The organism is Marinomonas flavescens (assembly GCF_004352835.1).
In the GTDB taxonomy this organism is placed as follows: domain Bacteria; phylum Pseudomonadota; class Gammaproteobacteria; order Pseudomonadales; family Marinomonadaceae; genus Marinomonas; species Marinomonas flavescens.
In genome coordinates this window covers 20,925-44,723 of the sequence record NZ_SJSB01000001.1, presented here as the reverse complement: position 1 = coordinate 44,723, position 23,799 = coordinate 20,925, and the positions used below count along the sequence as shown (strand labels likewise).

General features: G+C 42.7%; 23 protein-coding genes and 1 riboswitch. Of the genes, 6 read left to right on the top strand and 17 right to left on the bottom strand.

All coding sequences use genetic code 11. The features are described 5' to 3' along the window. Positions 1–84: 84 nt before the first annotated feature. Positions 85–525: a universal stress protein gene (locus E0D70_RS00215; protein WP_133010256.1), complete on the top strand. Its 441-nt coding sequence runs from the start codon at positions 85–87 to the stop codon at positions 523–525. A 9-nt stretch (positions 526–534) separates the two neighbouring features. Next, the gene (locus E0D70_RS00210; RefSeq protein ID WP_133010255.1) at positions 535–2,094 is read left to right on the top strand and encodes an alanine/glycine:cation symporter family protein; all 1,560 of its coding nucleotides are present in this window, start codon (positions 535–537) and stop codon (positions 2,092–2,094) included. Positions 2,095–2,240: 146 nt separating this feature from the next. Here E0D70_RS00210 and exaC read toward each other — a convergent pair whose 3' ends face one another. Continuing rightward, complete coding sequence (gene exaC / locus E0D70_RS00205; protein ID WP_133010254.1) at positions 2,241–3,758, bottom strand: acetaldehyde dehydrogenase ExaC; 1,518 nt, start codon at positions 3,756–3,758, stop codon at positions 2,241–2,243. Between the two features lie 241 nt (positions 3,759–3,999). Here exaC and E0D70_RS00200 point away from each other — a divergent pair, with 241 nt between their 5' ends. Continuing rightward, the gene (locus tag E0D70_RS00200; RefSeq protein WP_133010253.1) at positions 4,000–4,923 is read left to right on the top strand and encodes an AraC family transcriptional regulator; all 924 of its coding nucleotides are present in this window, start codon (positions 4,000–4,002) and stop codon (positions 4,921–4,923) included. Between the two features lie 224 nt (positions 4,924–5,147). Beyond that, entirely contained in the window at positions 5,148–6,359 is a 1,212-nt protein-coding gene (locus E0D70_RS00195) for an MFS transporter (protein WP_133010252.1), read from the top strand. Positions 6,360–6,406: 47 nt separating this feature from the next. On the opposite strand, the gene E0D70_RS00190 is transcribed toward E0D70_RS00195, so the two are convergent. From E0D70_RS00190 to folM, 3 genes are all read right to left on the bottom strand, one after another. Further along, complete coding sequence (locus E0D70_RS00190) at positions 6,407–6,679, bottom strand: hypothetical protein (protein WP_133010251.1); 273 nt, start codon at positions 6,677–6,679, stop codon at positions 6,407–6,409. Positions 6,680–6,832: 153 nt separating this feature from the next. After that, entirely contained in the window at positions 6,833–7,516 is a 684-nt protein-coding gene (gene folE / locus E0D70_RS00185; RefSeq protein WP_133010250.1) for a GTP cyclohydrolase I FolE, read from the bottom strand. Between the two features lie 87 nt (positions 7,517–7,603). Next, positions 7,604–8,362 (bottom strand): dihydromonapterin reductase, encoded by a 759-nt coding sequence (folM, locus tag E0D70_RS00180; protein ID WP_240536911.1) that lies wholly within the window; start codon positions 8,360–8,362, stop codon positions 7,604–7,606. 174 nt (positions 8,363–8,536) lie between these two features. Here folM and E0D70_RS00175 point away from each other — a divergent pair, with 174 nt between their 5' ends. Further along, positions 8,537–9,454 (top strand): dienelactone hydrolase family protein, encoded by a 918-nt coding sequence (locus E0D70_RS00175; protein ID WP_133010249.1) that lies wholly within the window; start codon positions 8,537–8,539, stop codon positions 9,452–9,454. Positions 9,455–9,602: 148 nt separating this feature from the next. Here the strand turns inward: E0D70_RS00175 and E0D70_RS00170 are convergent, their stop codons facing one another. The 9 genes from E0D70_RS00170 to E0D70_RS00130 form a co-directional block, all read right to left on the bottom strand. Then, positions 9,603–10,691 (bottom strand): MJ1255/VC2487 family glycosyltransferase, encoded by a 1,089-nt coding sequence (locus tag E0D70_RS00170; RefSeq protein ID WP_133010248.1) that lies wholly within the window; start codon positions 10,689–10,691, stop codon positions 9,603–9,605. Then, entirely contained in the window at positions 10,688–11,203 is a 516-nt protein-coding gene (locus E0D70_RS00165) for a phosphatase PAP2 family protein (RefSeq protein ID WP_133010247.1), read from the bottom strand. The genes E0D70_RS00170 and E0D70_RS00165 overlap by 4 nt, the downstream gene beginning before the upstream one ends. A 166-nt stretch (positions 11,204–11,369) precedes the next feature. Then, positions 11,370–12,437: a phospholipase A gene (locus E0D70_RS00160; RefSeq protein WP_240536910.1), complete on the bottom strand. Its 1,068-nt coding sequence runs from the start codon at positions 12,435–12,437 to the stop codon at positions 11,370–11,372. Positions 12,438–12,487: 50 nt separating this feature from the next. Then, on the bottom strand, positions 12,488–12,835 hold the full coding sequence (locus tag E0D70_RS00155) for a 5-carboxymethyl-2-hydroxymuconate Delta-isomerase (protein WP_133010246.1): 348 nt from the start codon (positions 12,833–12,835) through the stop codon (positions 12,488–12,490). A gap of 86 nt (positions 12,836–12,921) precedes the next feature. Next, the gene (locus tag E0D70_RS00150; protein ID WP_133010245.1) at positions 12,922–13,854 is read right to left on the bottom strand and encodes a 2-hydroxyacid dehydrogenase; all 933 of its coding nucleotides are present in this window, start codon (positions 13,852–13,854) and stop codon (positions 12,922–12,924) included. After that, entirely contained in the window at positions 13,851–14,264 is a 414-nt protein-coding gene (locus tag E0D70_RS00145; RefSeq protein ID WP_133010244.1) for a VOC family protein, read from the bottom strand. Before E0D70_RS00145 ends, E0D70_RS00150 begins: the two co-directional genes overlap by 4 nt. 146 nt (positions 14,265–14,410) lie before the next feature. Next, entirely contained in the window at positions 14,411–14,770 is a 360-nt protein-coding gene (locus E0D70_RS00140) for a VOC family protein (protein WP_133010243.1), read from the bottom strand. A gap of 9 nt (positions 14,771–14,779) precedes the next feature. Continuing rightward, entirely contained in the window at positions 14,780–16,342 is a 1,563-nt protein-coding gene (locus E0D70_RS00135) for an FMN-binding glutamate synthase family protein (protein ID WP_133010242.1), read from the bottom strand. A gap of 191 nt (positions 16,343–16,533) precedes the next feature. After that, positions 16,534–17,721 (bottom strand): MFS transporter, encoded by a 1,188-nt coding sequence (locus E0D70_RS00130; protein WP_133010241.1) that lies wholly within the window; start codon positions 17,719–17,721, stop codon positions 16,534–16,536. Between the two features lie 142 nt (positions 17,722–17,863). On the opposite strand from E0D70_RS00130, the gene E0D70_RS00125 reads away from it, so the two are divergent. Then, positions 17,864–18,748 carry a LysR family transcriptional regulator gene (locus tag E0D70_RS00125; protein ID WP_133010240.1) on the top strand — a complete coding sequence of 295 codons (885 nt, stop codon included), beginning with the start codon at positions 17,864–17,866 and terminating at the stop codon, positions 18,746–18,748. Positions 18,749–18,892: 144 nt separating this feature from the next. On the opposite strand, the gene E0D70_RS00120 is transcribed toward E0D70_RS00125, so the two are convergent. The 4 genes from E0D70_RS00120 to E0D70_RS00105 form a co-directional block, all read right to left on the bottom strand. Continuing rightward, the gene (locus tag E0D70_RS00120) at positions 18,893–19,564 is read right to left on the bottom strand and encodes an energy-coupling factor ABC transporter permease (RefSeq protein WP_133010239.1); all 672 of its coding nucleotides are present in this window, start codon (positions 19,562–19,564) and stop codon (positions 18,893–18,895) included. A 67-nt stretch (positions 19,565–19,631) separates the two neighbouring features. Beyond that, positions 19,632–19,824, bottom strand: a riboswitch (cobalamin riboswitch). 136 nt (positions 19,825–19,960) lie between these two features. After that, complete coding sequence (yegD, locus tag E0D70_RS00115) at positions 19,961–21,325, bottom strand: molecular chaperone (protein ID WP_133010238.1); 1,365 nt, start codon at positions 21,323–21,325, stop codon at positions 19,961–19,963. Between the two features lie 252 nt (positions 21,326–21,577). Beyond that, complete coding sequence (locus E0D70_RS00110; protein WP_133010237.1) at positions 21,578–22,159, bottom strand: NnrU family protein; 582 nt, start codon at positions 22,157–22,159, stop codon at positions 21,578–21,580. Between the two features lie 145 nt (positions 22,160–22,304). Next, positions 22,305–23,627: a Na+/H+ antiporter family protein gene (locus E0D70_RS00105; protein ID WP_133010236.1), complete on the bottom strand. Its 1,323-nt coding sequence runs from the start codon at positions 23,625–23,627 to the stop codon at positions 22,305–22,307. Between the last annotated feature and the right edge of the window lie 172 nt (positions 23,628–23,799).

Genomic DNA, 23,799 nt, shown 5'->3' with positions numbered 1-23,799 from the left:
GCTATATGTTTGTATAGTAGATACAAGCGTTATGAAGGTCTTATGATTTTTTTTACCCTTCACACCAAAGGAAGAGGATTTATTATGTCAGCAACTATTATTGTCGGAGTAGATGGAAGTGAGGCAGGCAATCGCGCGCTTTCTTATGCTAAGCGACTAGCCACCTTAATCGGAGACGAATGCACACTAGAGTTAATATGTGTCGTTGAGTGGTCTCCTTATACTTTCCAAACAACGGAAGAAAACGCTCTTCGTAAGAAAAACCGCCAAGAAGAGCTAAATAACGCGAATTCTCGCGTCATCGAACCAGCACTCAAATCTCTAGAAGAGTCAGGTATTAAAGGACATGGCCGTGTGATGCACGGCAAGGTCGCACAACTACTAAACAGCGTTGCCCTAGAAACAAACGCAGAACAAATTGTCGTGGCTCGTTCCACTGAACACGGCTTGAGCTCACGCGTATTTGGTAGTGTGACTGCACATCTTGTTATGAGTGCGAACGTACCCGTGACCGTTGTAAGCTGAGGAGCTGCTATGAAAAAATTTACGATATTAATAACTGCCTTGGCCTCTTTGCTATTAATGAGTCTAAGCTCCACGGTACAAGCATCAGAAAGTATTGATGCTGTGGTAAACGAAGTCTTTGGTGCCGCTACAGGTTGGTTCGTTGCACTGATCTTTGCACCGATTCCAGGAACCAGCTTTCCTTGGATTGTGCTTTGGTTGGTAACAGGCGCCAGTGTGTTCACGCTGTATTTTGGTTTTGTTCAGTTTCGCAGCATCGGGCACTCTATTGCTTTGGTCAAAGGCGATTACTCAAACCCCAATGACGCCGGTGAAGTCAGTCACTTCCAAGCACTCGCTACGGCACTTTCAGGTACGGTAGGGTTGGGTAACATTGCTGGTGTGGCCGTTGCGGTTTCTATTGGTGGTCCTGGCGCTACTTTTTGGATGATCCTTGCCGGCTTGCTCGGTATGGCATCGAAATTCACCGAGTGTACCTTAGGTGTGAAATACCGAAATGAATACAAAGACGGCAGCGTGTCTGGTGGCCCTATGTATTACATCTCAAAAGGGTTTGCTGAAAGGGGCATCCCTGGCGGTAAATTGCTTGCTGGTATCTTTGCAGTGTTCTGTATTTTGGGCTCTCTTGGTGGCGGTAACATGTTCCAAGCCAACCAAGCACACGCACAGTTGACACAAGTTATCGGTAATTACCCAGGCTGGATCACTGGGGTTATCTTTGCCTCTCTTGTATTCATCGTTATTGTTGGCGGAATCAAATCGATTGCTCGCGTTACAGATAAAGTCGTGCCGTTCATGGGTATCCTTTATGTAGGCGCAGCCTTGGTTATCTTGATCTTCAACGCTGATAAAATTGGCTGGGCATTTGGCCAAATCTTTACCGGCGCCTTCACTGGTCTTGGTGTAGCAGGTGGTTTAGTGGGTGCCTTGATTCAAGGTTTCAAACGCGCGGCTTTCTCAAACGAAGCTGGTGTTGGTTCTGCTGCGATCGCTCACTCAGCGGTACAAACAAACGAACCTATTACCGAAGGATTTGTGTCTCTGCTTGAACCATTCATCGATACGGTTGTGATCTGTACTATGACCGCCCTTGTGATCATCATCACTGGCCAATTGGTATCTGATCCACAAACAGGGCTTTATATCCTAAACGAAAGTGGCACTATCCTGACTGCCGATGGCTCATCAGGCGTAGCATTAACGTCTGCCGCATTTGGTTCAACCATCAGTTGGTTCCCCTTCATCCTTGCTATTGCTGTTATCTTGTTCGCTTTCTCAACCATGTTGAGCTGGTCTTACTACGGTTTAAAAGCATGGACTTACTTGTTTGGTGAAAGCAAAAAAATGGAGCTGACCTTTAAGATCATCTTCTGTTTGTTTGTTGTTATCGGTGCAGCATCTAGCTTAGGTCCTGTCATTGATTTCTCTGACGCGGCGATCTTTGCCATGGCGGTTGCCAACATCATCGGTTTGTACTGCTTAATGCCTATCGTAAGAAAAGAATTAACCTCTTACCTAGCGCGTCTAAAAAGCGGTGAGATTAAGAAATACAAAGATATTAAGAAGTAACAGGTTTCGATAAAACACTATTTTATTGAATCCATTAAAACCCAAAAGAGTCGCCTCTTTTGGGTTTTTTTCGTTAACGCTATGCAAAAAAAAGAGCCCCGAAGGGCCCTAAAGTTGTCTAAAGGGGGTTAATAGACAAGAGAATGTTAGAAAAATCCTAGCGGGTTAATATCGTAACTGACTAGCAAGTTTTTCGTTTGTTGATAATGTTCGAGCGCAACTTTATGAGTTTCACGACCCACACCTGATTTTTTATAACCACCAAATGCTGAATGCGCTGGATACTGGTGATAACAGTTCATCCAGACTCGTCCTGCTTGAATATTACGCCCCATGCGATACGCTAGATTCGTATCACGAGTCCAAACGCCAGCACCTAAACCAAACTCACTGTCATTGGCAATCGCCAAGGCTTCTGCTTCGTCTTTAAAGGTAACGATGCTGACTACTGGGCCAAAAATTTCTTCTTGGAATACCCGCATGTCATTCGTGCCTTTGAATAAGGTCGGTTCCATGTAGAAGCCGTTTTCAAAGCCCGGTACTGTCGCCACACCGCCACCAATCAATAGCTCAGCACCTTCTTCTTTGCCAATATCCATATAGCTCAGGATTTTATCAAACTGCTGTTTCGATGCTTGAGCGCCTACTTGAGTGTCTGTATCTAATGGGTCGCCACGTTGAATGGTTTTGGTACGCTCAATAACGAGTTTGATAAATTCGTCATAAATAGACTCATGAACCAGGGCGCGAGATGGGCAAGTACACACTTCTCCTTGGTTAAAGAAAGCCAATACCAAACCTTCGACACATTTACTGATGTAGGACTCTTCTTGCTGCATGATGTCAGCAAAATAAATATTAGGAGACTTACCACCTAGCTCAACGGTAGATGGAATGATGTTTTCGGCGGCACAATGCAAAATCTGAGCACCCACTGGGGTCGAACCAGTGAACGCGATTTTCGCAATACGTTTGCTGGACGCCAGTGCTTGACCCGCCTCTTTACCGAAACCATTGACGATATTTAACACCCCAGCAGGCAATAAATCACCGATCAGTTTCGCTAATTCAAGGATAGACGCAGGGGTTTGTTCTGCGGGTTTCAGCACCACACAATTGCCTGCGGCCAATGCAGGAGCCAACTTCCAAGCGGCCATTAAGATCGGAAAGTTCCAAGGAATAATCTGACCAACTACCCCTAAAGGTTCATGAAAATGATATGCCACTGTGTGTTCATCTAGCTCAGCGGCGGTGCCTTCTTGTGCTCGTAAACAACCAGCAAAGTAACGAAAATGATCGACGGCCAAAGGAATGTCCGCATTCAAAGTTTCACGTACTGCTTTACCGTTATCCCAAGTCTCTGCTACGGCTAATAGCTCTAGGTTTTGTTCGATTCGATCCGCTATTTTAAGCAAAATATTAGAGCGCGCCGCAACCGATGTTTTACCCCACGCTTCGCGAGCTCCATGGGCGGCATCCAAGGCAAGGTTGATATCTTCTTCTGAGGATCGTGGAATTTGGCAAAAAACTTCACCAGTAACAGGGCTAACATTATCAAAATACTGGCCCTTTACTGGCGCAACCCAATCTCCGCCAATGTAGTTTCCATATTGCTGTTGAAATGTAACAACGCTACCCGTACTGCCTGGTTTTGCATAAATCATAATCTATCTCCACTCTTGTTGTTTTTGTAATGAGTTTTGCAGTGCTTTTTAATACGGCTTAGAAATAATTAATTTCTCTCACCTCCACTGTAGAAACAACTCAAGATAAAAACTTGTCTGCCAGTCCACGATATTTGTCTGTGTATCCATTTATATTGACCCAGAGCAAATCAAGGTAGATGATTAATACTGCAAATAAAGACACCGCGCCAAAACACAAAAATAATTCAGAGGTGTGTTAATGAATAAATCTTTCACGGGTGGGAATCCACTTGTTTGGCAAAAGCGTACTCCAACCAAGCTGATAGAGAATCGTGTTTGTTTCGCCGGCCCTCACGCCGAATTAAGCATTTACGATACCTATGAACAAGCACAGAAAGTCAGCCTAAAAGCCAGTTCCTTGCTGTATTGTGGAATGGTAAAGGGCGCAAAAGTCATGCATACGAAAACCCGTGAAAACATCTCTTTTCTGCCTCATGAGTCTTTTATTTTATCCCCTGATGAAGAAGTCTTTATCGACTTTCCTGAAGCACAGTTAGACTTACCTACCACCTGCCTGACCATTGAGATTTCAAAAGAACGCGTCGCTCAAATTTGCGATCGGATGAACGACATTATGTCGTCATCTCCCATTCCTACAAAGATTCCGCTGGATCCAAACCAACCTCTGCATACTCTACATACCCAAGCGACGCAGCAGCTATTGGATAGGCTGACCAGTGATTTTGTACAAAATGACCCAGATCGTGACTTGCTGGTGGATTTTGGTGTCAGTGAATTAGTCACGCGCATTTTGCGCCACCATGGCCGCGATGCCTTACTGCACTTTACCCAACACAATCCTGACGCCAACGGCCTCACCTGTGTTTTACATTGGATCGAGCAAAACTTAGCACTTCCTTTGGATATAACAGAGTTAAGCAAAAAAGCCTGTATGAGTCGTAGCCGTTTCTATGATGCCTTTAAGCGCCAGTTAAACTGCACTCCTGCTGAATACCAGCATCAACGAAGAATGAGTCGAGCGTATCAACGCTTACAAGAACACGTTTCTGTGACCGAAGTGAGTTATGAGCTGGGCTATCAAAGCCTAAGCCATTTTAGCCGCCGCTTTCATCAACATTTTGGGGTAACGCCCAGAGCAATAGCACAGACAAAATTGAATTAGGTCCTGTGTTCTGCCCATTAGGATTGGCACTAAAAATGAAATCGGCAATTCACGGATAGGTTCCTCTAATATTCTAACATTTAGACCTGTAGATCTAGTCAACCAAAGTACACCTCTAGTATAGTGACGCCCTATGCTTACATCTCTCCCCTGAGTCGTTAGGTTCCCTTTTAATGCAGTCCTTCATGTGTTGCTTTTCGAGCAATTAAGATATTAAGGCGATTATGTCATCACTTTTTAAGCACCCTAATTTTGTCCATTATTGGATTGGACAAATAGCGTCCTCTTTTGCTTTTCAAATGCTCAGTGTCGGCATAGGTTGGCAAATGTATAACCTAACGAATAGCCCACTTGCTCTGGGCTTAGTAGGTCTTTGTCAGTTTCTTCCTCAGCTAGCGTTAACCTTGGTCGTTGGTCATGTGGCCGATCGTTATAATCGTCGCATCATATGCGTCTGTACTCGTTTTTGCATGGCATTCACTGTAGGGATTTTAGCATTCGGAAATATAACCGACTCTATCTCAGCTCAAATGATCTATCTTTGTGCAGCTATGCTGGGCACCGCTAGAGCGTTTGAAATGCCAGCGAATCAAGCCATTTTGCCCAATTTAATTCCTAACGAAATGCTGTCTCGCGCCATGAGTGCTATCGCCTCAGCTCGTGAAATTAGTGTGATTGCAGGCCCTGCACTTGGTGGGATCATCTATTTATTAGGGCCAACAACACTCTACTTAACCAGTATGAGCTGCTTCCTTGTTGCCTGTGGAATCATGTTTTTCTTGCAATATAACTTCTCAATCAAAACCAAAACACCCATTAGCCTTGGCCATCTGCTTGGGGGCTTTTCATTTATACGCGGCAACAAAGTGATTTTGGGATCAGTGTCATTGGATATGTTTGCCGTCTTACTAGGTGGGGCGACAGCATTGTTACCGATTGTCGCGAAAGACATTCTTCATACTGGCCCTTGGGGATTAGGACTCTTACGCTGTGCGCCAGCCCTTGGAGCGTTGTTGATGTCGATCTACCTAGCGCGTCGGCCATTGCAACACAGTGTAGGCAAGATCATGTTTGCTGCCGTGGCCGTTTTTGGCGTCGCTACGATTTTATTTGGGTTGTCTGAGAATCTAATCTTATCTATGGTTGCTCTAGTACTACTCGGCTCATCAGACATGATCAGCGTAGTGATCCGGTCTACGCTAGTACAACTTGAAACACCTGATGAAATGCGCGGTCGAGTCAGTGCGGCAAATTCGGTTTTTATTGGCAGTTCTAATCAATTAGGAGAATTCGAATCTGGCGTAACCGCCGCATGGTTTGGTGTTGTTCCTGCCATTATTATTGGTGGTGTCGGTACGATTGCTATCGTGGGGATTTGGATGTATTTATTTCCGCATCTAGTGCAACGAAATAAGCTCGAAAAAGCCAATGACTAATCATTCATAGTAAATACGTTATCAAAGAGAAGAAACGCTGCTTATCATTACTTAAAGCGTCGTTTCTTCTTGATCGCTTTCCATTTCCAACTTGGCGAATCGCCTTTCACTACATAAACAACGAGTAATACTAGGGTCATAGAGCCAACCCATATTGCCCATGACATTAGTTCGATTTTGGGGTCATAAATAAAACAAATCATAACAACGGCTAAAAAATACACGGCGAGAACAGCCCACCCTTGCCAAGTATGAGGTTTTCCCCAACCCCAACCATTCTTTTTCGGTGGAAACCAAGTGTTTTTTTTCGGTGTTGTCATGGTATTTTTCTCATCTGTAAACGCCTCTTAATTAGGCTACCTATTGTGACCTAATATAAAAAAAGAGCCTACAAAAATGCAGACTCTTTTTTAGAATACGGTTAGCAAGTATCACTTATATTTAATGTTCTAAATACGTAATTATCTCAGCTCTCAATTTGTTAGGAACTCGCCACGCGTTTTATCACTGCGCTTAAATAGCCCACCTAATGCTGTTGTTTGCGTAGAGGAACTGGCGTCCATAACACCTCGCGCCTTCACACAATAATGTGTTGCATTGATGCTCACCGCGACATTGTCCGTTTCTAATAAAATTTGTAAAGTAACAAGAATCTGCTGAGTTAGGCGCTCCTGTACTTGTGGGCGCTGTGCAAAAAAGCGAACAATACGGTTTATTTTTGATAAGCCAATTATTTTGTTTTTAGGCAAATAAGCGACCTTAGCAAAGCCATCTATTGTGACAAAATGATGCTCGCAGGTACTGGTAAAACTAATGTTACTTACTTTTACCATTTCATCGACTTTCATCTTGTTGTCGATGACCGTAATTTTAGGAAATTGAGCGTAATCTAGACCCGAGAAAATCTCTCTCACATACATTTTTGCAATGCGATGTGGGGTTTCCGCTAAACTATCATCGGTTAAATCTAAGCCTAACGTGCTAACAACATCTTCAAATGCATTTTTAATACGCTGATACTTTTCTTCTGTTGTTAAGCCATTATTAATCATGGGGGTTTCAAGACCATGATTTACCAAAGCGTCACGTACTTTTATTGCTTCTTCAGACAGTACTAAATTACTTACATTTGTTGGTTCTGCTACAGCAGTGTTCATATCGATACCCCAAGTTGCTATACCCTGTCCGATGACATGGAGGCTTTTATAAAAAATAAGAGGCCTTCAGTTGACCTTTACGTCTGGCTAAACTAAATGCCTACCTCCATCTAGAGACAGGGTCCGACCCGTCATATAGCGGTTAGTTAATATATATTGTACCGCTAGTACCCCCTCTTTTTCACCTGGCTCTTGGTGTAAAAGGGATTTATTCAATGCTTTTTGACGATATTCAGCATTATCTTCAGGATTAAACATCAATAAAGAAGGTGCGATGGAATTTACATTTACTTTTGGCGCAAATCGTTTTGCAAAGGAACACGTTAAGTTTGCCAAGCCAGCCTTACTAGAAGCGTAGGCAATATGCTTATCACTGCCTTTTTCAGCCACATAATCCGTCATATGAATAATGTCTGCTTTGCCTTGATGTTCAAACCCGTTACATAGTAAAGCTTCAAAAGCGAGATTTATACGATAAGGCGCAAATACGTGGATTTGCCACATTCTTTCCATCAATTGAGCTAAGTCTGCGCTCTCAGCTTCCGCGCCCCACTCAGATGCGTTGTGAATAAGAGCCCGCACGCCTGAATAATCTTGATGTATTTGCTTAATAAATTCATCAATACCCAGTTGTGAGGAAAAATCAGCACGCAGGCAACGTACACCCAATTTTTCTAATTCGACAATGCTTGTTTTTGTATGGCGATACGTCACAACGACATCATAGCCATCTGCCGTCAATGCTTTAGCACAGGCCAAGCCAATTCGTTGCGCTCCGCCTGTAATGATAATTGGCATTTTGCGTGTCATTTCGTTTGATTCCCAATCAGTTATCTTAATAAACATGATGAAAAAACCATCTCTCATTTATCTTACGTGATCAGGGAAAAAAAAGATCAACGCCTATTTCAATATTGAACTACCTTAAGAAAATAGCCTCTAAACCAATGCCAAATCATGATCTTTTCGTTGTATCACTTATTGATGAAACCTAGGAACCATAAAAAAGGATTAGCAATAATGGAAATAATTAAACATTCAGACCGAAAAATATCAGCAACAGATATCCCACAAGAAGCTTTTGACTGGTACGACGAATACGCCCATGGCGATATTGACCGACGCACCTTCTTATCTCGCTTGAGCACACTTAGCATGGCAGGATTAACCTTACCCTTGGTGGCTGGTGCATTAATACCAAATTACGCCCTCGCCGAACAAGTGTCATTTAATGATTCGGATATCACCGCCAGTTACTTAGTCTTTGATACCCCTAATGGTCATGGCAAAGGCCGTGGCTACCTAGTGGTTCCAAAAGGTGTCAATGCTACAAACAAAGCACCTACGGTACTGGTGGCGCATGAAAACCGTGGACTTAACCCTTACATCGAAGATGTCGCTCGCCGACTTGCTAAGGCTGGGTTTATTGCTTTCGCGCCTGATGCACTTTTTCCGCTTGGGGGGTATCCAGGTAACGATGATGAAGGGCGTGCTATGCAGAAAACATTAGATGGTACAAAAATAGAAGGCGACTTTATGGATGCCGCCACTCTGCTAAAAAATCATGATTTTAGTACTGGAAAAGTAGGAATGGTTGGCTTTTGTTATGGTGGTTATTTAACCAATGCATTGGCTGCAAGCATGCCTGATACTATTGCTGCTGGAGCGCCTTTTTACGGAACGCCCGCCAAATCAAACCTAGATAAAATTCGCGGTCCATTGCAATTGCACTTTGCTGAGCTTGATAAACGCGTCAATGCCACTTGGCCAGATTATGAGAACACGTTAAAAGCCCACGATATAGAGTACAGCGCGTATATTTATCCTAAGGCAAACCATGGTTTTCATAACGACTCAACGGCACGCTATCAAGAAAAAAATGCCGAACTTGCTTGGTCTAGAACACTCGAATTTTTTAATCGTAATTTGAACGTTTAGTGGTTTCATTATTTACTAAATAGGCATTAGTAAAAAAGCCCCTTTGTGATTTTTCAGCTCAATGAACGTCAAAGGGACTTCTTACTATGTTATGTCGTCTTTTGTTCGAACTAAGCAGGTTCAAATACACCTGAAATAATCAGATTGGCTATACGGCGAAGTGACCTGTTGTTATTTGAGTATCAGATGGAAAGGTAAAATCAATTCCTGCACTGTTTGGCGTTTGAGCCCATAAATCAGCACATAGGTCCTCTATCGTGATGTTATTATCCGCTTGCAGCCAAGCCACTACAGCACGAGCAACATTAGGATAAGAGACTTGTACCACTCGACTGCTATCCAACCAGTACTGAATAACCTGTGAATTAAGATGTTCACTGGTATGGGCCAGCCCTAACGTATCCAATGCAATCATATTAGAGAGTTGCTCAATTTGTCCCTGCATGGGTTTCGCTAGAATTCGGCGACCTAATTGCAACGCCTCTGAATTCAATTCAAACCCAGCGTTACACAACACAGATTCACACTCACTAAGATTTTTTTGAAATTCATTCAGGCTAAAAGGAAACACTTCTACATTTCCGTAAACCCCAGGATCAATGTCTTTGCAATGCAAACGAAAATCATAATTTGGCACCTCTTCTAGCCATTCCATCACCTCTTCACTGTTTTCAAAAGGCAAATAGACCAACACAGACTTATCATCTGGATTCGTTTTTTTCTCATGGGAATCGATGATCGGCGGTAAAATAGGATAACCAAAGTGATGCCAATGGGCTCCTAATCGAGTTGTTGCTGGAGCAAAGTTAGACAAAATCCATTGCGATAAACGCTTCCCAGTATAACGAGGAATATTATGACTAAAAGCATACTGATGCCCAAAGCCAAGACAAGGTGTTCCCTGTCGTTTAGCAGCCCACGCTACTACAGGCTCAAAGTCGGTAATCACCAAATCATAACCGCGCGTATTTAGCTCACGAACATCCTTAAACAAGGTGAAGAGATTCGCTTTTCTGCAAGTGGATATAAAATCCAATTGTCCATTTTTAGAGACAAAACTCAGCCCTTTAAAAAAACGGTAATTCCCAAAGATTTCCATATCAAAATAGTCAGATTTTGAACGACCTGAAAAAATAAAATCAACCTCAATGCCAGCTAACTTAAATTCTGCCGCCATCGAACGTGCACGTGAAATATGACCATTTCCCGTCCCTTGAACACCGTAAAGTATTTTCATACTAAAACCCCAATCATTAATGCCGCACAACCAGAGCCAAGCAAGGCGCCCATCACGGTATCCGTAGGAAAATGAACGCCGAGAAAAATACGCGACAAGCCAACTTGTGCAGCCCAAATATAAAGATAAAGCCCAAAATCAGGAAACGCTTCATTCAAACAATAAGCGATAAAAAAAGCCCCTGAAGTGTGCCCAGAAGGAAATGAAAACTGGTCAGATGGCACAATAAAGCTTTTAAAGTTATCCAGAGCCTCTTCTGGGCGATTACGCTTAAAACCTCGCTTTAAAATAAGATATGCACAACGCTCAAGAATAAAACCCAGCACGATGGCGTAAGCCAAGGTCTCGAACCCAAAGACCCATAATGAAAACGCGATCAGAACATAAAGCGGCCCATCGGCACTAAAAGAAATCGCTCGACTTACTCTTGCCATGGCAATGCGATGTTTACGTGCCATACACCAATAAAAAGCATGTACATCGACAGCGTGTATATTTTGAAGAATATTCATTTCACCACCTTTCTGGTTGAACATGCTTTCAACATAAGATAGTCAAATGTCATTTAGACTGCAGTTACATGACAACTTTATGACGATGAAAAAACGCCCTGCTGATCAGCAAGGCGTTAAAGTTGTTTTGTAGAAACTCATTTACCAATAGATTGGTGGTGAGAAGTTAAAACCAGTTAGTAAGCATAATGCCGACACCCAGTGTTTGAGACGACTGATCGTAGCCAAGAAGGGACTGACCATAGCCATTAAAGTACTGAACATAACCTCTCGATTTTCCCCACAGAGGAAAAGTAAAGCCAACCTCTACCGCCCCTTTATTCTCAGAAGAGCGAAGGTTATTACGCAGCATTACATCAATACTGTAATCATCAATGGCATGAAATACTCTAAATTCGCCATAACCAAAATATTTTTCTATATTCGGATTATCGTCTTCGTCCTTACTTTCAGGAATACGGTACCAAGGCTTTATCGAATAAGCCGTATTCCCATCTTCAAACGTAAAATCAACATAGAGACGATTCCAAGAGCGCGATAAGGGATCAGACTGACCATTAGATTGATGGTCAAAACCATAACTGATATTGCTAGGCTTTATATTCAAAAAACCACTTTTTGGCTGAGTAACAATGAAAACTTCAGGCTCATAGTTAGTATCGCGAAAAGGAGCCGAGATCGCGCCATTATAGGCCTGCCAATAGGATTGCTGTGTATAGGCAAACCACAAGCTCGTATTCCTACCAACAATGTTATACGCGACAGGAAATTTAAAGCTAAGTTGAAACTTAAATTCCACTTTATCTAGGTCTTCATTGTTCGCTTTATCACCTAAAAAAGCGCTTTCATTCGGATGAGGATTAAATGTTATCGGTAAAAAATAATTAGGTCGATGTGGTGTCAAAACAAAAGGGTTGTTGGACGTGGAGACTTCTCGTGACGCGCGTTGCTGTAAAAGTCCATCCGCTTCTTGCGCCCGTTTGGAAGTCGGTTCAGGCACTTTAGGCTCTTCAGGCGTATAGCTCTCAGTATTATTAACATTCTCGGTATTATTAACATCCTGAGAACCACCCTGATCGTCTGTCGTCATACTTGAAGACATCTTGGTGCCATCATTGTTTAACATAGTACGATCATCTACTGATGCGGTACTGTCGTTAGATGGCACACTTGTATCAACTTGAGCGTAAAGTATCGCTGGAAAAAATAGCGCCCATAACAACATAACTTTCATGATATATTTCCTTACCCTATAGCAACAGCCATTAAGCTAGTGCATCTTGATTAAGATAGAATGACTTTGCGGGCGTAAGTATCGCGTTCCATTTCACAGACTTCAACCGTAAAGCTAACGTCCACTAAAGAAAACTGCGTTAGTGCTTCCAATACGAGATGAGAGAGTGCTCTTTTCTGCTCAACTGTCCTACCAGACAACATACGAATAGTGACATGAACAAACGCATCTTCCTTTCCTGCCGTCATAAAATTCTTATAGGGAAAGCCGCGCAATTTAATGTCTGATTCATCAAAAAGCCCAGACGCTAGACACGCAACCTTAACCGTTTCCAACCAATCCGCAGGGGGCACTTCTTGGTCTAGGTTTTGGCTATATTCAATAATACAATGCGGCATTTCACTTCTCTTTTATTTACATTTTTTGTGTTAATTTTTTTAATAAAGCGCTTCTAGAAAGACACCCAAAACAAGCTCATATCAGCCTAATAGCCTCGGGGAAGGACAACAGCTTGTGGCACTGTGCCAAACTCTCGATAAGTTCGAATATGGTTTGCGACAATCTGACTGGCGCTATCTGGGTGAGTCGGTGCCGAAATATGAGGCAATACACTTACTTGAGGATGCTCCCAATATCCGTTTTTTGATGACAAAGGTTCTTGAGAAAACACATCTAAAACAGCATGGTTAATGTTTTGATTCAACGCTGCCAATAAGGCCGCATCATCAATAATAGCACCACGGGCGAAGTTAATAATACTCGCATTTTTGGGTAAACAAGCAAGCGTTGTTTTATTCAAAAGTCCTCTAGTTTGATCCGTCAACGGTAGTAAACAAACAAGAATATCACTCTGCTGTAACAGCTTATAAAGCCCTTGCTCACCATCAAAACACTGAATACTTGTAATATTTTTTGCACTCCGACTCCAACCTGCGACAGTAAAGCCATTCTCTTTGAGGCGTAGCGCACTGGTTTTCCCTAGCTCCCCTAACCCCAATACACCAATGCGGCGATCCTGAGCGCGAACCATAGCTCGTTGATGCCATTCCTTACGGCTTTGCTGTGCTTGGTACGTAGGCATGTCACGATGCAGAAACAAACTCCACGCTAAGACCGCTTCAGACATTGTTTTGGCTAACTGCGGATCCACCAAACGGACAATTGAAAAATTTGGAGAATCAAGTTCTGCAATCATACCCTCAACCCCAGCCCAAACACTGTGAACCCATTTCAAATTAGGAAGTTCGAGCAATGACGCTGGATTAGGATTCGCCACTATAGCAACATCACAAGCTTGCTTTTGCTCACAACTAAGCGTCTCAAAAGCGACGATCACTTCTTCTGGCAAGGCCTTAGAAAGCGTGGCTATCCACGCATCTTGCTCGGTTTGTGAAGCACGACTGACAAATGGAATCATTTCGCGTATACCTGAGCTAGATCTTTAAAGCCTTTTAATTCAATGGCATTGCCACTCGGATCTTTAAAAAACATCGTCCATTGTTCGCCTGGCAAACCGGCAAATCGAACGCTAGGCGCAAGGTCAAAAGGCACATTAGCTTCGGTTAGTCGTTTAGCCACTTTTTGCCATTCATCGAGCGCTAGTATCAAACCAAAATGAGGCATGGGAACAAGATGATCACCCACTTTTCCGGTATTTGAGATAGGGCTGGGCGTGCCTAAATGAAGTGATAATTGATGACCATAAAAGTCGAAATCTACCCAAGTATCTGTACTACGCCCTTCGGTGCATCCCAATACCTGTGTATAAAAATCCCGAGTCGCGTCCAGTGATGTCACATGATACGCATAATGAAATAAAGCAGTCATAGCGGCTCCTAGCAAAAGAAATGGCTACGTCAAAAACGCAGCCATTAATAAAATAGACTCTGCTAGAAAATACAGTACTGACCTAAAAAGTAAACACCGACTTCTTTATCTTGCTAATGGCGCCAGTCAAAAATAGACTCAACCGTTTACTTCAAAGCCCATTGCACACCATAAGCATCAAAGAAGATGACATGGTTCTGATTATTCTGATCTTTAGGCAATGTTTCAAACACGACTCCGAATGCCGGAAAATTATGGTAATCCTCCCAAAATTGAGAGCTATACCATTCGATCGTCTGCGCCGATTTATTGGATAAAGAGGCTTCCGGGGCTTTCTCATGTTCAACAAGCACAAGCTGAGCGTTTAGGTTTTCAGAGCGTTTAGAGGACAATCGAACTTGCCCATCTAGGTGACCCTCTTCACTTTCAACAACAAGCCCAAAGACAGCCCCATAATAAGCGGCTGCATCACTTACATTAGCAACAAAAATAGTGTGCTGTTTCATTCTGTCCCTCTACTGTAATCGCTCTTCAGCTGACACGGATTCATCTTGAAAGCCAACCATGTTAATGAACTCAGGCCTAACGTGTGGCATAGGATTCACTTCAGAGAAAAGATGTGAACGGCTCTGATTTTCAATAATACGTACATGGGAGCGGTTTAGTTCTCTTGGCTCTTTCACACCACAAGAATGGGCGATTAAACCAATACCGTGGAGTAAACCATCGGCGTAATTAGCAACTCGCTCAGACTTTTCTTGAGGCATTAAGCCTTTTTGTAAATCTGGGTTATGCGTTGTAATGCCCGTAGGACAAGTGTTCTTATTGCACTGTAGCGCTTGAATACACCCTAGTGAAAACAAGAAGCCACGCGCCGTTACAATAAAGTCAGCACCGGCACTAAGTGCCCAAGCCGCTTTACCTGGCACCACAAGCTTGCCTGACGAGATGATTTTAATGTATCGACGCAGCCCATATGAGGTGATGATATTTACCACTAAAGGTAAACTTTCTCGTAGCTGCATGCCGACATAATCCATTAAAGGTTGAGGTGCCGCGCCAGTGCCGCCATCTGCGCTATCAATGGTAATAAAATCTGGGCAATAATCGATGCCTTTTTTATGGATCAATTCACACATTTTTTCAAAAAAGCCTAAATCCCCTACCACCATTTTAAAGCCAACGGGTTTCGAGGTAACGGTACGAACATGATGAATCATGTTTAATAAATCGTCGATTGACTTAATGTCCGTATGACCATTAGGGCTAATTGAATCCCGACCTACTGGAATACCCCTAGTATGTGCAATTTCTTCAGTCACTTTAGCACCAGGTAGCATTCCCCCTTTACCCGGTTTAGCACCTTGACTCATTTTAATTTCAATCATGCGAACCGTTGGGTGTTCCGCAATTTTGGCCAATTTACTGTCGTCTAAATGCCCCTCATCATTACGAACACCATATTTTGCAGTGCCTATTTGGAAGACCAAATCACAACCACCTTCTAAATGATAAGGCGACAAACCACCCTCGCCAGTATTCATCCAAATACCCGCTTTTCGAGCGCCTCGAGATAAAGCTTGTACCGCTGGTTTGGATAAGGCGCCGAAGCTCATACCAGAAATATTAACCACAGAATTAGTGCGATAAGGTTTCTTAGCGGTAAATTCTCCGATGCAAATCTCTTTCGCTTGAACCGCATCTTCGTCTAATGTTGGGAATGCACAGTGGAGGAAAAAAATATCCCCCGGTGTGTCTAACGATCGTGTCGAGCCAAAAGCAATCGTCGTATCGACTTTCTTGGCCGCTCGATAAGCCCATGAACGCTCCGCTCGGTCAAACGGTCTCTCCTCACGATCTAAGGCAAAAAAGTACTGGCGAAAAAACTCTCCTAAATGCTCAAAAGCGTAGCGAAAACGACCAACCACAGGATAATTTCGACGAATCGTATGCGCGGTTTGATGTACATCGACCCAATACATAACACCAATAGAAACAACGGCTGCTAATAATAAAAAGAGAAAAAGAATAGCCCCCCAATGAATGGTGAACGTAGCTAATGAGGACAAAACATCCATTACTGAGCTCCTAAAATTAAGGAATAAGACAAGAGAAATAATAAAGTAGAAATTACTTTAAAATAATTTTTATTAATAAGTCCATTAGAGTACGTCATATACAAGGCGATATCACGATATAACAAAGAAGACTTTCCGCAAATAACAGGGAAAGATAACGCTGAAGAAGCACATTAAAGTAATCGAATACATTAATTGCTCTGTGATTTATTAAGCCTAATTAGGCTGACTCCAGCACAGGCAACTAACACCAATACAATCCATGACCCTATTACCACACCTAACCAACCATCCGCTCGCCAAAAGGGGTCTAGGTAATAACCGCCGATACTCGCCCCTAAATAATAAAAAACGAGATACAACGACGATGCACTGGCCTTCGCAAATTTCGCATTACGACTGACAAAACTACTGGCTGTCGAATGGCACAAGAAAAAACCAAAGCTGTTAATTAATAACCCTAAAATAATCGCCCAAAGCGACCCCCCTAAGGTCACTAAAGAACCTAACATTAAAATACAGGTTCCTAACACCATAATATTTGGCTGCGGCCAACGTTTTGCTAAACGCCCCGAAATAGCAGACCCTAGTGTGCCTGATAAATAGGTAAGAAATAACATGCCAATGTATTTGGATGATAAATGGTAAGGCGCTTCTTCAAGCACAAAAGTGATATAGCTGTACTGATTAATAAAAATAAAAAAGCTAAAGCCGCCGATGAAATAACACGTAATTAAGCGACGATTTTTTAAATGTCCCAACATATTAGAAACAATATGTGACACCCGCAAAGGCTTAGGTTCAAAACCTTGAGACTTAGGCAACAGTATAATAAACGCGGTCATACAGATAAGACTAATAACACTCATCACACCAAAGGTAGAAGCTCTCCCTAACCACTCGCCAACAAAACCACCAATCAAGCGTCCACCGATGCCACCGAGCGTGTTTCCGCTTATATAAAGACCTACGGCAACCATCAATGCCTCAGGAGTGTATTCATCGCCTAAATACGCCACCGCCATAGCGGGTAGTCCAGCTAAGAAAAATCCTTGAAGCCCGCGCAGTAATAAAAGCGACTCATAACTTTGGACAAAAGAAAGGCATAAGGTGGTTAGCGTGATGCCAACCATGGTCATTACCATAATACCCTTTCGACCAAAGGCATCCGAGATTGGTCCATAGAACAACAACGAAATCCCTAGGGTTAAGGTGGTAATAGTAAAACTGGCCGTCGCTTGCAAAGGACTAATGTTAAATTCCTTGGCAATCATTGGCAAAAGTGGCTGAGTAACATACACATTGGCAAATACCATAAAGGAGCCAATCACCAATGCGAGCGTGCCACGCCAAAAAACATTACTGCCAACTTCGATCACGTTCTACCCCAAGATATTAGTGTGCTGAAGGGAAAGTGCACAGAAGAAAAACACACTGAATGCCTGATAATGCTGGCCACTATACTCTGAGTCTAATTATCAATAAAATATATCTTATTTATTAATTGGATCAAATATATTGATGGACATAAAACCATTAAGGTACCTTCTCGCGATTGCGAAAACCGCCAGTTTCACACGAGCTGCCGAACAATTAAATGTTGCTCAACCTGCGGTCAGTATGGCGATCAAAAAACTAGAAACAGAATTGGGTTTGACCTTAATCCATCGTGCTGATCGTAAAATAAGTCTAACGGATGAAGGCAAACGCCTCCTGCTGCATGCTGAAAAAATTGTCCAAGCCACCGATGATGCCTTATTAGAAATGAATGAGCTTAAAGGCTTGAGCCAAGGAGAAGTTCGTGTGGGCATTCCAGGTATGCTGGGATCTTACTATTTCCCTCCGATCCTAATGGCCTTTCGTCACCGTCATCCAACCATTAACCTAAAAGTCGTTGAAGGTGGTACTTGGCAGCTGCAAAGGATGTTAGAACAAGGCGAGCTGGATTTAAGTGTTATCGTTGCTGAAACCTTACCTAATGGTTTAGAAACACACCGCCTACTGAAAGAAGAAATGCGCGTCACCATTGCTAAAGATCATCATTTCAGTCAACTAGATAGCATTACACCAGACGCTTTTTTTGACGAAGAATTAGTCATGTTTAAAGAAGGCTATTTTCATCGTCGCGTGGTAGATAGACTCGCCAAGGAAACGGGTAAAATCCCCAAGATAGGCTTCGAAACAAACTTAATTCCACTGATTAAATCCATCACTCAACAAGGTTTTGGTGTGTCGACTCTTCTCAGTATGGTGGTCGAAAGTGATGACGACTTAATCACTCGACCTTTTGATCCGCCTATCTGGCTCGACTTAGCCATCGCTTGGCGACAAGGCGCTTATCTCTCTCAAGCGAACCAAGCCTTTTTAGATTTCGTGTGCGAGCAAGGTCGCGAGCCAAGCACTTAACTCTCGAGCGGTAAGTTTATTTTTTAGCGATAGTGATTTAACTCAAAAAAAAACGCCCAATGTTAAAATCAACATTAGGCGCTTTATCTTCATTTTATGATGGGCGCGTAATAAGAACGCCTATATAAGAGTCAAATACTTATCTTAATTGAAGAGACGACGTTCAACCAAACGTGAATACTTAAGGCGTTTTAGTCCTTTTGCACCCGCCAATATAATAAGATCAAGAATCGGCTCAACCAATACGATGCTCAAATAAGCGATACCAAAACTGGCCACAGAAGAAACATTAGACGCAGAAAAACCTTGTCCGTAGAAGGCCCAGAACGCGACCCACAAAACAATACCACCTTGATAAGTCAAAGACAGTTTCAGCGCTTGTGTATAACGAATGTCTACATAAGCAGTACGTTCAGAGATAATACGACGTGACACAGCGGCCATCGCAAAGAGCGGCACAAGCAAGGTTGTCACATTCATGCCATATTGGGGCAGATCAAACGGTGCGAAAAATACACCTTGAATTAGTAGCCCCATAAATAGACCAATGGATGCCGCAGCGGGTCCAAAAATCAAAAATAAAGTCGATCCAAGAATAAGATGCACTTCTGATACACCGACTGCTTGATGAGGTAACACCTGAAAAAAGAAGAGTACTAAAGCGCTTGTTATTACACTTCTTCCTAACAAGTTAATGAGGCCATTTTCACGAATCGCTTCAATCGAAGATTTAGCGGAAAGTCCTAATGCTGCAAATGCTGTTGCGTAACTCAAAACAATTTTTACGCCGGTAACGACGCCTGGTTCAATATGCACGATGTGCCTCCAATAAATGTTTCATACTCACCCGTATGATTTCAATTAATCGTTTTTTGCTTGGCAAAAAACATAAAAAATAAAGGCCGGTCTCCGGACTCATAAGCAGTAACTTGTCCCTTCCCATTTTCACAGTGAGAGCAAGCGTGATGTCCTAACTTATTTACCGTTGCGGGGGCAGTACCAGATTAGCTTCGTCCTGAAGCGCACTCGTTTCCCGTTTAATCAGTCAAACTGACACCTTTATTCGTACTGCTCATAATATGAGCAGATTCGCAAAGCCTACGAATTTAGTCATGAGTATACAATGTAAAAAATTCATCGTAAGGCTATAAATGAAAGCACGACACCTTGCTCGTGATTCCATTCAATTTTATTTATCTACTACAATGCGTATTAGCGAAAAAGACGCTGCGCCCAAACGGTTAATCCCGCCGCGACACTACCAAAGTGGTCTCCATCTAAAACAGGAACATCCCCTATTCTTTTTTGGATTGCCTCTCTGATAATAGGTGATTTTGCCGAACCACCGGTCATATAAATCACATCAGGTTGCACGCCCGCTTGCTTAATTGATTCGCTCATTAAAGAAAGCATTTTTTCTAACGGTGGCTGTATTGAATGAGAAAATTGCTCACGAGAAATACGACGATTTAGGCCCTTTTCAATATAATCCAGCAACACATCATGCTCTTGCTGATCAGACAGTGCAATCTTCGCTTCTTCAGCGTTGCGAACCAAATGATAGTTATGTTTTTCCTCACGAAGATGCAAAAAACGTTCTAAAAGTTTTGGTTCAACAGCGTCTAAACGTAATTGTTCAATCTGCAGCTTGGTTTCTAAACTGTTAAACGTCGCGAGTGCGGTTACATCATTGGTGGTAACCGCATTCCAATAAATTTGTGTCGGCATGGGTAAGCTGGTTTTTAAATTAGACTCCATGCCAAACAAAGGCATAAGATGCTTGCCCGCAACACGAATATCTAGGTCATTACCGCCAATTCGCTCTCCAGTATGACCTAGAAAGTCAGCCGTTCTATCTTCTTTAGAAGAAAAATCTGGGCCCATTTTCACCATGGCACAATCGGTTGTACCACCACCAATATCGACGATCAACACAGTTTGGTTTTGCGTCATTTTCGCTTCAAAATCCAACCCTGCTGCAATCGGCTCATAAAGAAATTCGATTTCTTTAAAACCGGCTCGCTTGCCTGCCATCGTTAGGATATCAAGCGCTTGCCGATTACTCGCTTCGGAATCGATGCCTTGAAAGTTAACAGGCCGACCGATAACTGTATGCGTAATTTCTTCACCTAGGTTTTTCTCAGCTTGTTGCTTGATGTTTTGCATCATCGCAGTGACGACATCCTCAAAAAAGTGGATGTGTTGCTCACGAAGCCCACTGCCGCCTAAAAAAGACTTTGGTGATTTTACGAAATAGCCGTCTTCCGGCCACTGATAGTATTCAGCAAAGGCGGCGCGCCCAAAGAATAACGTTTGCTCATCGTTCGCAATGTCTTCTTCTCGGCGCACACGCTGTGCTCGGGATAGAATCAATCGACGCTGCTCAACGAATAATTCTCTCGCCTGAGGATCGGTAAGATTGCGAGCGACTGATTCAGAAATTAAATCTCTATCAAGCGCATAAAGAGTAGAAGGTAAAAAAGTATTTGTGCCTTCAAGAGGCACCAGTCGAACCGCGTCATCTTGTTCAATACCGATTGCACAGTTCGATGTACCGTAATCAAATCCACAAATCATGTTAAGCCACTGCCTATCTTTACAACCAAAAAGGGCGCGGAAGATAACACATTCAAGTAAAAGCTGTCAGCAATCTATTGCGTTGAAAAACGCCAAAAATGTAAGCCTATAATAAGCGTGTTAATACGAGCATGACAGTTAACAACAATTTCAACACGTTTACGCTCTAGTATTGTTCATTTTCTATACACATAAAAAAACCTCCCATTAGGCAAACTAATGGAAGGTTTATAGACAAAATTTCGCAATAGATTAAACCAGTGGAGAAACACCGATTAATAATTTATGTAAGAAAAATACCATAGCGAACCAACAAACCATAGTCAGTACAAAAGCAGCCAAATCCATATGAACGCCAATATAGATTGGCTTTTCTACACCCGCAGCTCGATCACGACGACGTGCAACGGCAAAACTAACGATAGCCCAAATCAAAAAACTACCAAACAGAATCACATCAGCTAATGTGCCATTACTTATTAAATGCGCCAGTGCCCACACTTTAATAGCAATTAACAAAGGATGCCCGATCATTGATTTCACTTTAGTGCCAGGAATAATCGCGGCCGCAGCAAAGTAGAAAGAGATCAACATTAGTACCGCTGATATTTGATGAGTCCAAGCCGGTGGATACCAAAGCCAAATTGGAGACGGTCGCAGTTGCATATAACCAATAATAATTGAGGCAATGGCCAACAGTGATATTAACCCAAAACGAATACGCCAGCGCATTGCACCACTTTTCGCCATGTTGCGGTCACGCCATTCTGGGGCAAAAATATGAATAGAATGCAACCCAAAGAAAATAACCAAACCAATAACTAAATTCAACATAGAGCAGATTTCCTTAACCATTGAGAGACATCAAGGCTGCATTCTATCATTATGAGAAGCAGCCACGTTAAAAAATGAAAACCTAAATACCTTAGCTACATGCACTCAAAGCATCGCCCTATGCTCTGTTTGCATTAATAGCACGTTAAAGCACTAAGGAAGCCACCCAACCCATAACTAAAAGTGGCAAGTTATAATGCAAGAAAGTTGGTATAACACTGTCGCGAATATGGTCATGCTGACCATCGGCATTTAAGCCAGAAGTTGGTCCTAACGTGGAATCCGAAGCGGGCGAGCCTGCATCACCTAATGCGGCGGCGGTGCCAACCAAAGCAACAATTGCGATCGGACTAAACCCTAACTGCATGGCCAATGGCGTATAAATCGTCGCGATAATAGGAATCGTACTGAATGATGACCCAATGCCCATGGTTACAATCAAACCCACCAGCAACATACTTGCAGAAGCTACCGCTTGGTTTGAGCCCATCCAGCCACCTAGAACATTCACAAGCGAATTCACTTCACCTGTTGCACGAATAACAGCGGCAAAACCAGCAGCACTGATCATAATAAAGCCAATCATGGCCATCAACTCAACACCACCCGTAAAGACCGTTTGTGATTGCTTCCAACTAATCTGTCCAGTGATGAAATACATCGCCAAACCACTTAGTGCCCCGAAGATCATCGAACCAGTATACAGCTGTGTTACCAATGCCACGACAATAGCAATAAAAGACACAATAATAGCGCTGCGACTAGGTAAAACCAGAGATTGAATATCAAATTCATCTTCCGACTCTTCATATTCTCTAGGCTTACGATAACTAATAAAAACAGCTATTAATAAGCCAATAACCATCCCAGTTGCCGGTAGCCACATAGCTGGTGCAATCTTACTTGGGTCTATCTTCAGGCCATTAGCTGCTAGATTACTAGCAAGCAGCTGATGAAGGAATACACCACCAAAACCGACTGGCAAGACCATATAGGGAGTGACTAAGCCAAACGTTAAAACACAGGCTACTAAGCGACGATCCAACTTTAAATAGGTCATTACGTGCAGCAGAGGCGGTACTAAAATGGGAATAAAGGCGATGTGCACAGGAATCAAATTTTGACTCATTATTGCCATCAGTAAAAGGACGGTACAAACTAAAGTTCGCATCAAAGCAACGTGCCTCGGTGTTGGAGAACGATTGATCATGGCAATAATTTTATGCGCTAGCCAATCTGTTAACCCTGAACGAGAAATCGCAACAGCAAAGGCTCCCAACATCACATAACTTAATGCAATTACCGCCCCTTCTCCTAGCCCTTGTTCAAATACTTGGGTAATTTTAAGTAAGCTCATTCCGCCGACTAAACCTGCCGTGATAGCACTCACACACAACGAAATCACTACGTTTAAACGTGCCACACTTAAGATCAGCATTAAGGCAACACCTACAACAACCGCATTCATGTCAATATATTCCTAAAAAGGTAATGCACTTACCGACAAATAAGTGCAAGGAAATGCGCTAAATGGCAACAAAACCCATGAATTAAACCACGTTAAATGGCAAGAGAAGGCGGCATTGTAGGGGAGCAAGATGATTTCTCAAGAGGAAATTGGAAGATGATGATATTTTGTC